The sequence below is a fragment of the uncultured Maribacter sp. genome, assembly GCF_947496775.1.
GTDB lineage: Bacteria > Bacteroidota > Bacteroidia > Flavobacteriales > Flavobacteriaceae > Maribacter_B.
In genome coordinates, this window is the sequence record NZ_CANMDU010000013.1 from 64,873 (window position 1) to 79,951 (window position 15,079).

13 protein-coding genes are annotated in these 15,079 nt (G+C 32.4%); 8 read left to right on the plus strand and 5 right to left on the minus strand.

Annotated elements, in window-relative coordinates:
• Positions 1–2 precede the first annotated feature (2 nt).
• The 4 genes from Q0856_RS16880 to Q0856_RS16895 form a co-directional block, all read right to left on the minus strand.
• Positions 3–3,458, minus strand: coding sequence for a TonB-dependent receptor (locus Q0856_RS16880; protein WP_298478408.1), 3,456 nt, complete (start codon positions 3,456–3,458; stop codon positions 3–5).
• 120 nt (positions 3,459–3,578) lie between these two features.
• Positions 3,579–4,631 (minus strand): FecR domain-containing protein, encoded by a 1,053-nt coding sequence (locus tag Q0856_RS16885; RefSeq protein WP_298506926.1) that lies wholly within the window; start codon positions 4,629–4,631, stop codon positions 3,579–3,581.
• Positions 4,632–4,733: 102 nt separating this feature from the next.
• The gene (locus tag Q0856_RS16890; protein ID WP_298506928.1) at positions 4,734–5,321 is read right to left on the minus strand and encodes a sigma-70 family RNA polymerase sigma factor; all 588 of its coding nucleotides are present in this window, start codon (positions 5,319–5,321) and stop codon (positions 4,734–4,736) included.
• Positions 5,322–5,746: 425 nt separating this feature from the next.
• Positions 5,747–6,502 carry a sulfite exporter TauE/SafE family protein gene (locus Q0856_RS16895; RefSeq protein WP_298478416.1) on the minus strand — a complete coding sequence of 252 codons (756 nt, stop codon included), beginning with the start codon at positions 6,500–6,502 and terminating at the stop codon, positions 5,747–5,749.
• Positions 6,503–6,805: 303 nt separating this feature from the next.
• On the opposite strand from Q0856_RS16895, the gene Q0856_RS16900 reads away from it, so the two are divergent.
• On the plus strand, positions 6,806–8,122 hold the full coding sequence (locus Q0856_RS16900; RefSeq protein ID WP_298506929.1) for a sugar MFS transporter: 1,317 nt from the start codon (positions 6,806–6,808) through the stop codon (positions 8,120–8,122).
• A gap of 12 nt (positions 8,123–8,134) precedes the next feature.
• Positions 8,135–9,229, plus strand: coding sequence for a heparan-alpha-glucosaminide N-acetyltransferase domain-containing protein (locus Q0856_RS16905; RefSeq protein ID WP_298506930.1), 1,095 nt, complete (start codon positions 8,135–8,137; stop codon positions 9,227–9,229).
• A 1-nt stretch (position 9,230) separates the two neighbouring features.
• On the opposite strand, the gene Q0856_RS16910 is transcribed toward Q0856_RS16905, so the two are convergent.
• Complete coding sequence (locus tag Q0856_RS16910) at positions 9,231–9,818, minus strand: riboflavin synthase (RefSeq protein WP_298478427.1); 588 nt, start codon at positions 9,816–9,818, stop codon at positions 9,231–9,233.
• Positions 9,819–9,878: 60 nt separating this feature from the next.
• On the opposite strand from Q0856_RS16910, the gene pdxA reads away from it, so the two are divergent.
• From pdxA to accC, 6 genes are all read left to right on the plus strand, one after another.
• Entirely contained in the window at positions 9,879–10,925 is a 1,047-nt protein-coding gene (gene pdxA / locus Q0856_RS16915; RefSeq protein ID WP_298506932.1) for a 4-hydroxythreonine-4-phosphate dehydrogenase PdxA, read from the plus strand.
• Positions 10,926–11,053: 128 nt separating this feature from the next.
• On the plus strand, positions 11,054–11,587 hold the full coding sequence (locus Q0856_RS16920) for a YceD family protein (RefSeq protein WP_298478433.1): 534 nt from the start codon (positions 11,054–11,056) through the stop codon (positions 11,585–11,587).
• Between the two features lie 6 nt (positions 11,588–11,593).
• Positions 11,594–11,791, plus strand: a complete 198-nt coding sequence (rpmF, locus tag Q0856_RS16925; RefSeq protein ID WP_298478436.1) for a 50S ribosomal protein L32 — start codon at positions 11,594–11,596, stop codon at positions 11,789–11,791.
• Between the two features lie 232 nt (positions 11,792–12,023).
• Positions 12,024–13,016, plus strand: coding sequence for a beta-ketoacyl-ACP synthase III (locus tag Q0856_RS16930; protein WP_298478440.1), 993 nt, complete (start codon positions 12,024–12,026; stop codon positions 13,014–13,016).
• A 35-nt stretch (positions 13,017–13,051) separates the two neighbouring features.
• A complete protein-coding gene (gene accB, locus Q0856_RS16935; protein WP_298478443.1) occupies positions 13,052–13,543 on the plus strand; it encodes an acetyl-CoA carboxylase biotin carboxyl carrier protein in 492 nt (163 codons plus the stop codon).
• A gap of 65 nt (positions 13,544–13,608) precedes the next feature.
• Positions 13,609–14,958: an acetyl-CoA carboxylase biotin carboxylase subunit gene (accC, locus tag Q0856_RS16940; RefSeq protein ID WP_298478446.1), complete on the plus strand. Its 1,350-nt coding sequence runs from the start codon at positions 13,609–13,611 to the stop codon at positions 14,956–14,958.
• Positions 14,959–15,079: the final 121 nt, after the last annotated feature.

Genomic DNA, 15,079 nt, shown 5'->3' on the forward strand with positions numbered 1-15,079 from the left:
TTTTAGAATTTAATATTAGCTCCTAATGTAAATGTCTTAGCGGCAGGGTAAACTCTACCATCTATTCCTAAACTTAAGTTAGCACTTTCGTTATTTTCTAAACGAGTAATAACTTCAGGGTCAAAACCTTGATAATCGGTTAAAGTAAAAAGGTTTGTGGCTTGTACGTAAATACGTAAAGATTTCATCCCAATTTTGGTAACAACATCATCAGGTAAGCTGTATCCTATTTGAGTATTCTTTAATCTAAAGAAAGAACCATCTTCTACATAATAGGAGTTTGGATCCCCTTCATTGTTTGTAATTGTAGTAGATAATGCAGGTAATGTTGCATTGGTATTGGTTGGAGTCCAAGAATCTAAAACCCTTGTACTTCTATTACCATTTACAAAGGCAGGAAAATCAGTATAGAATTTGTTAAAATTGTAAATTTCATTTCCTTGAGAACCGTTAAAGAATAAAGAAACGTCAAATCCTTTATAAGCAGAATTTATGTTAATACCGTAAGTAAAATCTGGATGTGGAGAACCAATATTTGTTCTATCATCATCGTCAGTATCACCATCACCATCGATATCTGCATATGCAAATCTTCCTTCATCGGTAAAACCAACTACTCTACGACCGTAAAAGAAAGATAATGGCTCACCAACTTCAGTTCTTGTTGGAGTTTGCCCTCTTAAATCCGTACTAGTACCAGTAACTGGAGCACCATCAATAAGAGCTGTTACTTCATTTTTGTAATGAGATAAATTTGCGGATATACCATAAGTTAAACCAGAGTCGGTCTGATCTTGGTAACCAAGGCTAAAATCAAAACCGGTGTTTTTAATATTTCCTAAATTAACATAAGGAGCGCTAGCATCAATAGCAGTAGAGCTAATAGCACTAAAATCTTGCGTGATTAAATCCTTAGTAGAGATGTTAAAATATTCTGCTTCTAAAGTAAGTTTGCTTTCTAACATAGAAAGTTCTATACCAAAATTGGTAGTTTCGCTGGTTTCCCATTTTAAATTGGTATTACCAACTTGGCTAAGAATAGCGCCCGTACTTATACTAGTACCACTTAGAGCGTAATTAGCGTATTGGTCGCTAAGAATAGAAATATTTGCTGTAGGGTTATCTACAGGTAAAGATTGATTACCTAACTTACCCCAAGAACCTTTTATTTTTAGTCTATTAACAAAGGCATCTGAAGGATAAAAACCTTCATTACTTATTTGCCATCCACCACTAAAGGAAGGGAAAATATCACTCTTGTTATCTCCTAAAAATCTTGAAGATTCATCTTGACGAACGGTAACAGTTGCAAAATATTTGTCAGCGAAAGAATAACTAGCTGTACCGAAAATAGAAAAAAGAGAGTTGAATCCGTCGTATGCGTCATCTACATTAGGTGCTCCTGTACCATTATTGAGTAGGTAAAAATTTGGATCTTCAAAGAAATATCCGGAACGAGTAATTTGCTTTCCTTTACCAGAACCTTTAAGAGCTTCTACACCTATTAAGGCATTGATACTGTGTTGTCCAAAGGATTTATTATAATTTAAGGTATTTGCCCATAGCCAATTAAAATCAGTTTTATCTTCTTCAGTTAGCGAACGATCGGAAATTGGCTCTCCATGTTCTGGATCTAATGAAACAAAAGCTCTACGATCAAATGTATTAAAACCACCAGCTAAACTAGTTTTGAATGTTAATTCATCTAAAATTTTATAAGTTAAATATACATCTCCAAATACTGCATATCTTTTAGTATAGTCATTTCTAGTTCTAAAGTTTTGGGCGACAGGATTCCTAGTATTACCGAGACTTGGTCCCGCAACACCTGCAAATTCTCCATTATCATCTTTTACAGGCAATAAAGGTGTCATTCTTAAGGCGGATTGCAATGCTTCATTGTTTCCTGCTCTAGTTTTAGAATAAGAAACATTAAGGTGTTCTCCTATTCTTAATCTTTCGCCAATTTTAAATTCAGAATTTAATCTTGTACTAATACGATCGAAGCCTGTTTCTTGTAAAACTCCTTCATTAGTGAGGTATCCAACAGACATAAAATACTTCCCAGATTCTGTCCCATTAGATAAAGAAACAGAAAAGTTAGAAATAGGAGCTGTTTGTGTAAGTGCATCTACCCAATCCGTGCCACCAGGAGCAACTGTTGCGTTATACGTCCCCGCTGGAGCAAAAGTGATTGGGTTGTAAGACTCCACTCTTGTATATCCAACAATAGATTCTGGAATAGTAGGTGTTGCTCCAGAGCCATATTGCCCATGTTGTAGTGCAGAACCATCATTAGCTAAACTTGCCCAAATCATATCTGCATGCTGTTGTGCATTTAGCATATTAGGAGAATTAGCAATTTTAGAAAAACCAGTATACATATCTACTGAAATTTCTGCTTTATCCATATTGTATCCACCACTTTTTGTTGTGATAATTACAACTCCGTTAGATGCTCTAGCTCCATAAATTGCAGCAGCCCCATCTTTAAGAACATTCATCTGATCTATATCGGCAGGATTAATATTATTTAAAAAGTTAGCATCATCTGTTTGTACACCATCAATGATATACAATGGATCGGTATTATTGGTGGTTCCAAAACCACGAATATTAATTTTTGGAGCAGATCCAGGAGTATTGTTTTTTATGACAGTAACACCAGATGCTCTTCCTTGTAGTGCTTCTGCAGCATTTGTAGTTGGTGCTTTTAAAGCTTCATCCATATCTACAGATGCAACAGATCCTGTAATATCTCCTCTTGTTTGTGTTGCGTAACCAAGAACAACAACTTCTTCTAGTTGGCTAGCGTCTTCTGATAAGGTAATACTTATATTAGATTGTCCGTTTACAGCAATTTCTTGTGTTTTAAAACCAATGTAGCTAAAAACTAAAGTAGCATCGCTATCGGCATTAATAGTATAATTACCATCAAAGTCAGTTTGTGTACCATTCGTAGTACCTTTTACCAAAACATTGGCTCCTGGTAATGGAGACCCATCTGAATCTGAAACCACACCGCTGACACTAGATTGAAGTGCAATTTTTACATCCTCTTTTATTACAGAGGATTGATTTTTGTTGGGAACCTGCTTTTTGATAATTACTTGTCTATCCGAAATAGTATAACTTAAATTTGTACCTAAAAAGGCACTATTTAAGATTTTTGATAAAGTTACTTTCTTTAAATTAAGCGAAATTCTTTTGTTTTTGTCAAGAACATCATCTTTATAAAAGAAGATAAATTCACTTTTAGTTTGAATCTCATTAAACAATTCGTCTAGTTTGACGTTGTTTACTTGAATATCAATTTTTGTCTGTGCATAAGATGAATTTGCATAAATAGAGGCAAATCCTACGCAAATAAGTAAGATAAAGGTTCTTTGCATAACCATTAGGCAAAATCTTAAGGTCTTTAAACGGTTAATACCGTTTAAATTAAGAGTTTTATTCATAATTTTGAGTTTTTGTTAGTTAAAGTAGCTGTATTACAGCGATGTTAATTTATCAGCCAGAAGATGTTGGTCCATCTTCTGGTTTCTTTTTGTTTTATTTTTTATATCATATATATAGTTTTAGTTAATAATTATTTTTTTATCTGAAGAATAGTTAAACTCTAAATTGTTGGTTTCTTTTATTAGTTTTAAAACTTCACTTATATCTTCTTTTAAATCTAATTGTCCAGAAAAAGTTTCCTCGATTAAATTTTCATTTTCTATTGTTATTTTAACATTATAATATCTAGAAAGCTTTTTCATTATAAATTCTAGGTTGTCATTTCTAAAAAAGAATAATCCTTCTCTCCACGAAAAACAATCTGCAATATCTACCTTTTTAGCCTGTATAGATTTAGAGTTTTTATTATAGGTAGCTGCAATTCCAGGTTTTATTTTTATAGATTTTTTCAGCTTTAAATAAGAATCCCCTAGATAGTTAATTTTAACGCTACCACTTTTAAGGGTTGTACTTATAATATCTTCATCTGTATAGTTGCTAACATTAAAAACAGTTCCCAATACTTCTATCTCATGATTTTTAGCAACTACTATAAAAGGATGTTTTTTATTATGAGCAACATCAAAAATACCTTCACCTTCTATATAGACCTCTCTTTTATCGTTATTAAATACTATAGGATATATTAATTTAGAACCAGAATTAAGCCATACCATTGTCCCATCAGAGAGTTCTATTTTTGTTCTTTTACCATAAGGAACAACTACGGTGTTATAATTGGTTTTGGTATTATTTTTTGTTTCTAAAGCAATTACATTGTTATTTCCTATTTTAACTTGGCCTCCTGTTTTAGAATAACTTATAGTAGCACTATCTTGCTGTATGTTTATTTCGTTTTTGTCGTTTAAGATTAACTTTACTTTATTAAATGACTCTACGTTTACTTTATCTGCAGTTTGTAAATAGCCTTCAATATTACTCTCTTTATTTTGTTTTACATAAAAACCTATTGCAAAAGCTACAACGGCTAAAAGCGTAAAGCCACTAGTATATTTTCTTCTAGTTCTTTTACGTTTTAAAGAAAAAATAGAACTGTCTATTCTTTCTTTAAGTTGTTTTTTTTCTTCCTCAGATATAAAGGAATTGGCTTTATTTGGGTTAATGTTTTTCATTTAATTTGTAAAATCAAGGAGAGGAAAGAAAACGAAAATGACTACCTCTACATTACTATAAGCAATAGAGTTTCGTTTTATAGACAAAAAAAGATTGTTTTTTTAAAAAAAGAAAAGAGTACCTGTAAAAAGAGAGATAGTTGCTAAGTGTTGGCGTAATATTTTAATACCGCGATATATAATAGTTCTTGATGTTTGAATAGAAACGTTAAGAGTTTCTGCAATTTCTTCATAAGGCTTATTCTCATTAAATCTTAAAGAAATTCCTTCTTTTTGTCTGCGAGTTAAAAGGACAAGTGCTTTTTTTAATTTTTGTATTTTTTCTGTATTATGTTCTTGGAGAATTAAATTTTCCTCAATAGAAGGAATACTATTTCTATTGTTTAATACCGCTGCGTTTGGAATGTTTACAGTTTTGCTATGGTATTTTCTATTTATTTTTCTTTTTAAAGATTTAAATAAATAATTTTTGATATTATCGGTGTCAATTAATTTTGCTCTGTATTTGTATAAGTCCAAAAATAAATCGTGAACACAATCCATAACATAAGATTTATCTTGGGAGTAGTGCATACCGAATTCAAACAAATCGTCTATATAGGTGTCATATATTATTCCCAAAGCAAGAACGTCTCCTTTCTTTAAATCTTTCCATAAAATGGCGTCAGCTTTGTTGTTTTTAGTTTTCAAGAGTTTTATTATAAAATTGATACGTCCATAAAAAATATCGACTTAAATATATATGATTATTAAAATTTCTTAGATATGAGAAAGCGCAAATGAGCGTTTTAAAAAGCAATTACTTTTAAAACATTCTCAATCAAATTATTCTAATAAAACAATTAGGGAAACCAAAGGTTTAATGAGATTTTTTGAGTCATGATTTTTGAGTTGTTAGTCCAGCTTAAATTACACATAAATATTAGTTATCTAAAAAAATAATTAATAACAATTGAGTAATTATGCAATAATATTAACGAAAATTTACGAAATAATCAGCAAAAAAATAATTATTTATTAATAGCGTAAAAAATACGTTTAATTTTTATTAAGACTTTAAATGTCTGATTATTAATATTTTATGTTGTTTTTGGAAAAGAGGTAAAAATAATTATTTATCGTATTAAAATTAGTAACGCTCCTATTGCTGTAAGCAATAATATCATTTTTCGATAAAAATTGTCTTTGATGATTTTTACTATTCTAACACCTACGAAAAGTCCTAAAATTATTCCAGGAATTAGTTTTAAATCTAAAATAAACGAGTTTAGAGTTATGGTTTCCCAAACAAAAATATGAAAGGGAAGTTTAAAGATATTTATAATGAAAAATAACCATGCTGCAGTACCAATAAATTCATTTTTAGGAAGGCGCATTGCTAAAAAGAAAATATTACTAAACGCTCCGGCTAAATTCCCAATCATTGTAGTAATACCAGCCATTATACCCATACTTCCTGCAAATGCCCAATGAGTAGGTACGTTTTTAGACTCTTTGCGATCCCACCAGTACATCATTATAACGCTACCTATAATAACAAACGCCATACTCGTTTTAAAAGTTTTCTCATCTAAGTCTTTACCAATATACACTCCAATTAATACGCCTAACATCATCCAAGGTAAAAAACGAATAATATACTTCCATTGGGTATGCCTATTGTAATAAATAACAGCAAAAATATCGCCAACAATTAATAAAGGGACAATTAATCCTGTAGATTCTTTAGCACCAAAAGCGAGGGCCATTAATGTTACTATTATAATAGCAATACCTTTTATGCCAGATTTAGAAACCCCTATGATGAAAGCAGAAATAAATGCAAGTGCCCAAGTTGTAAGTGTTATTTCTGGTGTTGTCTGGAGAATCATAAATGATGTTTAGCGAATAGCAAACAAAAGTAGATTAAAAAATTATACCTTTAGAAACCAACCAAAAACATATTTATGCATTTAAGTTTTTTAGATTATACTCTGAATATAATTTTATACAATTTTAATTAATAAAGAAGTTAAGCTAGTAGGAAGTATAATTAAATTGCAAGTAGATGAACCTCAATAGGGAGAAACTATGTAGAGCAAACGATAGAAAGTATATTAAATATTGTAAAGAAAAATAAACTAAAATCTAATAGGCCTAAGTAAATTTAGAATTACTAATCACAAACCATACACATGTCTAATTCACATCAAAAAAACAGTACGCTTATCCCAATAATAATCATTGCAGGATTATTTTTTATATTCGGATTTGTAACTTGGATAAATGGTGCATTAATTCCATTTATGAAAACCATCAATGAACTTACTGATGCACAATCTTATCTTGTGGCGTCCGCATCTTATATTTCATTTGTTGTTATGGCTTTGCCAGCCTCATATATTATAAACAAAATAGGTTATAGAAAAGGCATGTCATTAGGTTTAATAATAATGGCGGTTGGGGCCTTGGTTTTTATTCCTGCTGCAGAGGCCAGAACCTATTGGATGTTTTTAACAGCTATTTTTATACAAGGGACTGGCATGACTTTGTTGCAAACAGCTTCGAACCCATACATAACAATATTAGGTCCTATTGAAAGTGCTGCGAAACGCATTGCCATTATGGGTATTGCTAATAAAGTTGCTGGAGCTTTGGGCTCTGTAATTTTCGGGGCTATTTTATTATCCGGTATTGATGATATTAAAGATAAATTAGCGCAAGTGGATGCTGCAGAAAAAGCAAGCTTGTTGGATACTATGGCTGATGGTGTTGTTTCGCCCTATATAGCAATGGCTGTTATCCTATTTATACTTGGAATCTTGATTAGAAAAGCGCCACTACCTCATGTTGAGGCAAAACCTATTGAAGCGTCTGAAATAGGGGGAAAAACAAAGTCCAGCATTTTTCAATTTCCACATTTATGGCTGGGTGTTTTAGCTTTGTTTGTTTATGTAGGTGTTGAGGTTATTGCAGGTGACACAATTATCTCATATGGTATTTCATTGGACATTCCTGTTGAGCAGGCTAAATTTTTCACGTTGTTTACTTTAATGGCTATGGTTGCTACTTATGCTCTAGGGGTGTTTTTAATACCTAAATATATTAGTCAAGCTTTTGCTTTAAGAGTTAGTGCTGTCTTGGGTATTATACTATCATTTTGTATTGTATTTACTAGTGGCTTTACTTCGGTGATTTTTGTAGCAGCTTTAGGTATTGCTAATGCTTTAGTATGGCCTGCTATTTGGCCGTTGGCGTTAACAGGTTTAGGAAAATTTACAAAAACAGCTTCAGCTCTATTAATTATGGCTATTTCTGGTGGAGCAATTCTTCCCCCTTTATACGGAGCCTTAGTAGACAATAAAAAAGAAGATCTACTGGCGAGTGGTGCAAATGAAGTAAATGCTATGGCGGAAGCAGCTTCTTTTGGATATTGGATTCTATTACCTTGTTATGCTGTTATTCTGTATTATGCATTTTGGGGCCATAAAGTAGGACTCAGAAACGGTTAATTAATTTTTGTTATGCTCGCAAAAGGGAGAATTAAATCTGTAGATATATTTAGAGGAGTAACCATTGTACTGATGATTTTAGTAAATACACCAGGCACTTGGTCTAATGTATATGCTCCTTTTTTACATGCTAAATGGCATGGATATACACCTACAGATTTAGTTTTTCCATTTTTTCTTTTCATAGTAGGAACTTCTATTGCTTTTGCATATCAGAAAAAAAAGGGGAGTGCTGAGGTTATTAAAAAGATTACTATAAGGGCTTTAAAGTTAATTGGCTTAGGTTTATTCTTAGGTGCGTTTACAATTAGCTTCCCATTTTTTAAAGATTTCTCAGAGATAAGATTTCCTGGTGTTTTGCAGAGAATAGGAGTGGTGTTTTTCATTGTTTCGATTCTATATCTATATACAAATAGAAAAACATTAGTATTAATCTCTATAAGCCTATTAGTAGGGTATTGGCTGTTAGTGACTTTTGTTCCCGTTAATGGCATAGCTTCTACTTTAGAAAGAGCACCAAATAATCTCGTGAATTTTTTAGATGTAAAAGTTTTTGGTACGCATAATTATATGCCAGATTATGATCCAGAAGGGTTATTAAGTACTATTCCTTCTTTAGTAACCTCTTTTCTAGGCATTTTTACAGGATTAATATTAATCTCCAAACAAGAAAAGAAAACTACTCTCCTTGTCGGAATAGGAGGAAGTATGTTAATTATAGGATCTATATGGGGTATCTTTTTTCCCATTAATAAAGCCATGTGGACTAGTAGTTTTGTTTTAGTTACTGCTGGTTGGGCTAATTTAGTTTTAGCACTTATTTATTATGTAACAGATATAAAAGGAATACAATTCGGAAGCCTATTTAGGTATACTGGGGCCAATGCCATAACCGTTTATTTTTTATCTAGTTTTATAAGTAAAATTATGGGGTCTATAATGGTAACGCAAGAGTTATCCGTTCATGGTTGGTTATACCAAAACCTATTTGTAAATAAATTTATATCTCTAGAGGCGTCTTCTCTATTATATGCACTAACAGTAGTTTGGTTTTATATTAGGTTGGCCTATATACTATACCATAAGAAAATATTTATAAAAGTATAGTTTATCTATTTGCCATTAATTTAGAAACATATTTTCCAATTACATCAAACTCAAGATTAACAGTTGTGCCTACTTTATAGGTGCCAAAACGTGTGTTTTCGTAAGTGTAAGGGATAATAGCAACACTAAAGGTATTTTTACCAGAATTAATTACGGTTAAGCTTGTACCATCTATTGTTATAGATCCTTTTTCTATAGTAGGATTATTTAATGTTGCATCATATTCAAATGTAAAAAACCAACTACCATCTTTCTCTAATATAGAAGTGCAAGTACCTGTTTGGTCTACATGACCTTGTACAATATGCCCGTCTAATCTAGAACCTAGAATCATAGCACGTTCTAAGTTTATTTTTTCTCCATTTTTAAGTGTATCTAAACTAGTTTTTTCTAAAGTTTCAGCAATAGCAGTTACAGTATACTCTTGATCTTTTATTGCTATTACAGTTAAACAAACCCCATTATGAGCAACACTTTGGTCTATTTTTAGTTCCGATGTTATATCAGAGCTAATAGTAATATGTAAATTACTTCCTTCGGTTGTTAAATTTGTAACCTCTCCTAATGTTTCAATTATTCCTGTAAACATGTATCGTTTTATTTAAGTAGTTTTGTACTTCTATATTTTAGTTACAAAGGTAAAAATATAATGCAGGAAAAAGGGAAAATAAGAGTAGGTATATCTATTGGAGATTTAAATGGTATTGGATGCGAAGTTGTATTAAAAACTTTTGAAGATTCTAGGATGATGGATTTTTGTACTCCTGTTGTTTTTGCTTCAAATAAAACCATATCACAGCAAAAGAATCACCTTAAAATTAGTATTAATTATAATGGTGTTCATGATGTTTCTAAAGCATTAGACGGTAAATTTAATGTAGTTAATGTTTGGAAAGAAACTCCAAAATTGCAATATGGAGAGGCAACAGAAGAAGGAGGGAAATACGCTATAAAATCATTACAAAAAGCAGTAGAAGCTTTAAAGAAAGGACAAATAGATGTATTAGTTACAGCACCTATAAACAAGAATAATATACAAACAGAAGAATTTAATTTTCCAGGACACACAGACTTTTTAGCGAAAGAATTAAATGGACAAAGTTTGATGTTTATGGTAACGGATGATTTAAAGGTTGGTCTCTTAACGGATCATGTTGCGGTAAAAGATGTGTCTAATGCAATTACTACAAAATTGATAAATGAGAAAATTGCCACAATAGAAAATTCTTTAAAAGTAGATTTTGGAATTAGTAAACCAAAAATTGCTATGTTGGGAATAAATCCTCATAGTGGAGATAATGGGGTAATTGGTAAAGAAGACGACACGGTATTAAAACCAGCAATAAAAGAATTGGTTAATAAAGGGCATTTGGTATACGGACCCTACGCAGCAGATAGTTTTTTTGGCTCCGACGGATATAAAAAGTTTGATGCTATTCTAGCGGCTTATCATGACCAAGGATTAATTCCTTTTAAGACATTATCTTTTGGAAACGGGGTAAATTATACGGCCGGATTAGATAAAGTAAGAACTTCTCCAGATCATGGAACGGCTTATGAAATAGCAGGAAAAGGAAAGGCAGACCATAGTTCTTTTAAAGAGGCAGTCTTTTCAGCATTGCATATTTTTAAGCATAGAGAAGAGCATAAAGAGCTTACGGAAAACGTTTTGAAAAAGCAAAAAGTAGGTAGATAATAAGTATAGTATTAGAACACAAGGATTTATTAATTAAATTTAACTCATAAATATTGGGTTTTATTAAAATAATAGTATCTTTGCATCCGCCTTTTATCGGGCGTGCGTTCTAAAAATAAGTGTTGAACATGATGAAGCAAAAGGAGTTTGTTATTCCTTTCTCAGGGTTGAAGCAAGGAAAACACGAATATAAGTTCGTAATAAATAATGAGTTCTTTGAATCTTTTGAATACGATGAATTTAACAGTGCAAATATTGATTTGCACGTTATTTTGAATAAAACGAGCACTATGATGGAGCTCGATTTTTCTGCATCTGGAGTTGTAAATGTTAATTGCGATACTACAAATGAACCTTATAATCAATCCGTAAGTTCGGTTTTAAGATTGTTAGTGAAATTTGGAGAGGAATTTAATAATGAAGACGATGAGATTTTGATATTGCCACATGGTGATCACCAAATGAACATTGCGCAATACATTTATGAAATGCTCGTTCTTGCTGTACCTCAAAAAAGAGTACATCCAGGAATAGCAGATGGTACATTAAAATCGGAAGCATTAGATAAATTAGAAGAACTTCAACCGAAAGAGGTAAGAGAAAATAACGAAGAAAACGATCCCAGATGGGATGAATTAAAAAAACTATTAACGGGTAAATAAGTACAAATGGCACATCCTAAAAGAAAAATTTCCAAAACAAGGAGAGACAAAAGAAGAACACATTATAAAGCTGTAGCTCCTACTTTGGCAACAGATTCAACAACTGGTGAAATGCATTTGTATCACAGAGCACACTGGCACGAAGGTAAATTATACTACAGAGGTCAAATCTTAGTGGATAAAACAGTTGAAGCTGAAGCTTAATAAAATACTATTTATATAAAAACTCTTGCTATTCATAGCGAGAGTTTTTTTTTGCACTTATGTTAAAATTTTCATTCTTTTTTTACAAGAAATACAGAAAACGTATTTGGTTTTCCTATTTTTGTTTAAATTTCAAAAACTAGCGTTTTTTGACTAAAAAGTCGTTAAAAATCACTATTTTTCGAAGATTTTGATGCATTTTTGGAGTTTTTTATACAAAAGCAATTAATAAATGAATAAAATTACTGCGGCAATTACAGCTGTTGGGGGCTATGTCCCTAAATTTGTTATGACCAACAAAATGTTGGAAGAAATTGTGGATACCAATGACGAGTGGATTACTACTAGAACAGGTATAAAAGAGAGAAGAGTTCTTAAGGAAGATGAAGGAGAAGGAACTTCTTTTTTAGCAATTAAAGCAGCAGAAGATTTAATAGCAAAGAAAAACATAAACCCAGAGGAAATAGATTTGGTTGTTGTTGCAACGGCAACACCAGATAATATGGTTGCCTCTACTGCGGCATTTGTTGCTTCAGAGATAGGAGCTAAGAATGCATTTGCGTATGATCTTTTAGCAGCATGTTCCAGTTTTTTATTTGGAATATCTACCGTTGCCGGTTATATAGAATCTGGTAGATATAAAAAAGTATTACTTATAGGAGCAGATAAAATGTCTTCTATTTTAGATTATGAAGATAGAACTACTTGTATCATTTTTGGAGATGGTGCTGGAGCAGTACTTTTCGAACCGAATACAGAAGGCCTTGGATTACAGGATGAATTTTTAAGAGCAGATGGATCAGGAAGGCAGTTTTTAGGAATGGAAGGTGGCGGTTCTTTAATGCCAGCAACAATAGAATCTGTAACTAATAAAAAACATTATATTTTTCAAGAGGGACGAACGGTTTTTAAATTTGCGGTCTCTAATATGGCTGGTGCTGCAGCAGAGATTATGGAAAGAAATAGTCTAACCCATGAAGATGTAGATTGGTTAGTACCTCACCAAGCTAATAAAAGAATTATAGATGCTACATCTAACAGAATGGGATTAGATAGCGATAAAGTAATGATGAATATTCAGAAATACGGAAATACTACATCTGGAACATTACCTTTATTATTATGGGATTACGAGAAGCAATTAAAAAAAGGAGATAACTTAGTATTTGCTGCATTTGGAGGCGGATTTACATGGGGCTCCATTTACCTAAAATGGGCATACTAATTAATTAAATAGAACCAACTTAACATATTTTTATTATGGATGTAAAAGAAATTCAAAGCCTAATTAAGTTTGTGGCTAAATCTGGAGCTAGTGAAGTAAAATTAGAAACAGATGATTTAAAAATAACAATTAGGACTGGAGCATTAAATTCTGGATCAGAAACAACATATGTACAACAAATACCGGTAGCGCAAGCTCCTGCAATACCTGCAGTTGCACCAGTAGCTGAGGCAGCAAGTGCCCCTGCAGCGAAAGCAGAAACTCCAGCAGCAGAAGACGATTCTAAATATATAACAGTTAAGTCTCCAATTATAGGTACTTTTTATAGAAAACCTTCCCCAGATAAGCCTTCTTTTGTTGAGGTTGGTAGTACTATCGGAGAAGGAGATGTACTTTGTGTTATAGAAGCAATGAAATTGTTTAATGATATTGAGTCCGAAGTTTCAGGAAAAATAGTAAAAATATTGGTAGACGATTCTTCCCCGGTGGAATTTGACCAACCATTATTTTTAGTAGACCCATCTTAAGAATTTTAAGTAGTAAATACTAGTTTTTAGTATCTAATTAAAGTTAATATTTAAAATTTAAAGAGATGTTTAAAAAAATACTTATTGCCAATAGAGGGGAAATAGCACTACGTGTTATTAGAACCTGTAAAGAAATGGGAATAAAAACAGTTGCAGTATATTCTAAAGCAGACGAAGAGAGTCTTCATGTTAGGTTTGCTGATGAAGCTGTTTGTATAGGACCAGCTGCAAGTAGCGAGTCTTATTTAAAGATTCCTAATATTATTGCTGCTGCAGAAATTACAAATGCAGATGCTATTCACCCAGGCTACGGATTTTTATCAGAAAATTCTAAATTCTCTAAAATATGTGCGGAACACGATATTAAGTTTATCGGTGCTTCTGGAGAGCATATTGATCGTATGGGAGATAAAGCTAGTGCCAAGCTGACAATGAAAGAAGCTGGCGTTCCTACAGTACCAGGTTCCGACGGATTATTAAAAGATGTAGATGATGCTTTGGAAGTGGCTAAGAAAATGGGATATCCTGTTATGATTAAAGCAACTGCTGGTGGTGGTGGAAAAGGAATGCGTGCTGTTTGGAGTGAAGAGGAGATGCCTGCTCTTTATGAAAGTGCAGTACAAGAAGCTACAGCTGCATTTGGTAATGGCGGTATGTACATGGAAAAGCTTATTGAAGAACCAAGACATATAGAAATTCAGATTGTTGGTGATCAATACGGAAAAGCATGTCACTTGTCCGAAAGAGATTGTTCTGTACAAAGAAGACATCAAAAATTAACGGAAGAAACACCATCTCCGTTCATGACAGATAAGCTTAGAGATAGTATGGGTAAAGCTGCAGTAAAAGCTGCTGAGTTTATAAAATACGAAGGTGCCGGTACTATAGAGTTTTTAGTAGATAAGCATAGAAAGTTCTATTTTATGGAGATGAATACTCGTATTCAAGTAGAGCATCCAATTACAGAACAAGTAATAGATTACGATTTAATTAGAGAGCAAATTTTAGTAGCAGGTGGTGTTCCAATATCTGGTAAAAACTATTTACCAAAATTACACTCTATTGAATGTAGAATTAATGCAGAAGATCCTTATCACGATTTTAGACCTTCTCCAGGAAAAATAACAACATTACATACTCCAGGAGGTCATGGGGTACGCATGGATACACATGTATATAGTGGTTATGTAATTCCGCCAAACTACGATTCAATGATTGCTAAATTAATTACCACTGCGCAGACACGTGAAGAGGCAATTAATAAAATGAAAAGGGCTTTGGATGAGTTTGTAATAGAAGGAATAAAAACAACAATTCCGTTTCATAGACAATTAATGGATCATCCGGATTATTTAGCAGGTAATTATACTACTGCATTTATGGAAGATTTTAAAATGAAACCTTTAGAAAAATAAGAAAAAAGCCTCAAGTAAAATTGAGGCTTTTTTTATAGACAAACTGTCCCGTCCTAAAATAAGTTGACACAAATTCAACTTATTTATGAAGTATTCAGAGAAACCAAGGAAGAAGCGGAGT

Excerpts from the sequence above, each read along its gene's own strand:
- Q0856_RS16885 (WP_298506926.1), bottom strand. The coding sequence starts at position 4,631 with ATGAAAAACATTAACCCAAATAAAGCCAATTCCTTTATATCTGAGGAA.
- Q0856_RS16930 (WP_298478440.1), top strand. The coding sequence starts at position 12,024 with ATGAATAAAATTACTGCGGCAATTACAGCTGTTGGGGGCTATGTCCCT.
- pdxA (WP_298506932.1), top strand. The coding sequence starts at position 9,879 with ATGCAGGAAAAAGGGAAAATAAGAGTAGGTATATCTATTGGAGATTTA.
- Q0856_RS16895 (WP_298478416.1), bottom strand. The coding sequence starts at position 6,502 with ATGATTCTCCAGACAACACCAGAAATAACACTTACAACTTGGGCACTT.
- Q0856_RS16880 (WP_298478408.1), bottom strand. The coding sequence starts at position 3,458 with ATGAATAAAACTCTTAATTTAAACGGTATTAACCGTTTAAAGACCTTA.
- Q0856_RS16905 (WP_298506930.1), top strand. The coding sequence starts at position 8,135 with ATGCTCGCAAAAGGGAGAATTAAATCTGTAGATATATTTAGAGGAGTA.
- accC (WP_298478446.1), top strand. The coding sequence starts at position 13,609 with ATGTTTAAAAAAATACTTATTGCCAATAGAGGGGAAATAGCACTACGT.
- Q0856_RS16910 (WP_298478427.1), bottom strand. The coding sequence starts at position 9,818 with ATGTTTACAGGAATAATTGAAACATTAGGAGAGGTTACAAATTTAACA.
- rpmF (WP_298478436.1), top strand. The coding sequence starts at position 11,594 with ATGGCACATCCTAAAAGAAAAATTTCCAAAACAAGGAGAGACAAAAGA.
- accB (WP_298478443.1), top strand. The coding sequence starts at position 13,052 with ATGGATGTAAAAGAAATTCAAAGCCTAATTAAGTTTGTGGCTAAATCT.
- Q0856_RS16900 (WP_298506929.1), top strand. The coding sequence starts at position 6,806 with ATGTCTAATTCACATCAAAAAAACAGTACGCTTATCCCAATAATAATC.
- Q0856_RS16920 (WP_298478433.1), top strand. The coding sequence starts at position 11,054 with ATGATGAAGCAAAAGGAGTTTGTTATTCCTTTCTCAGGGTTGAAGCAA.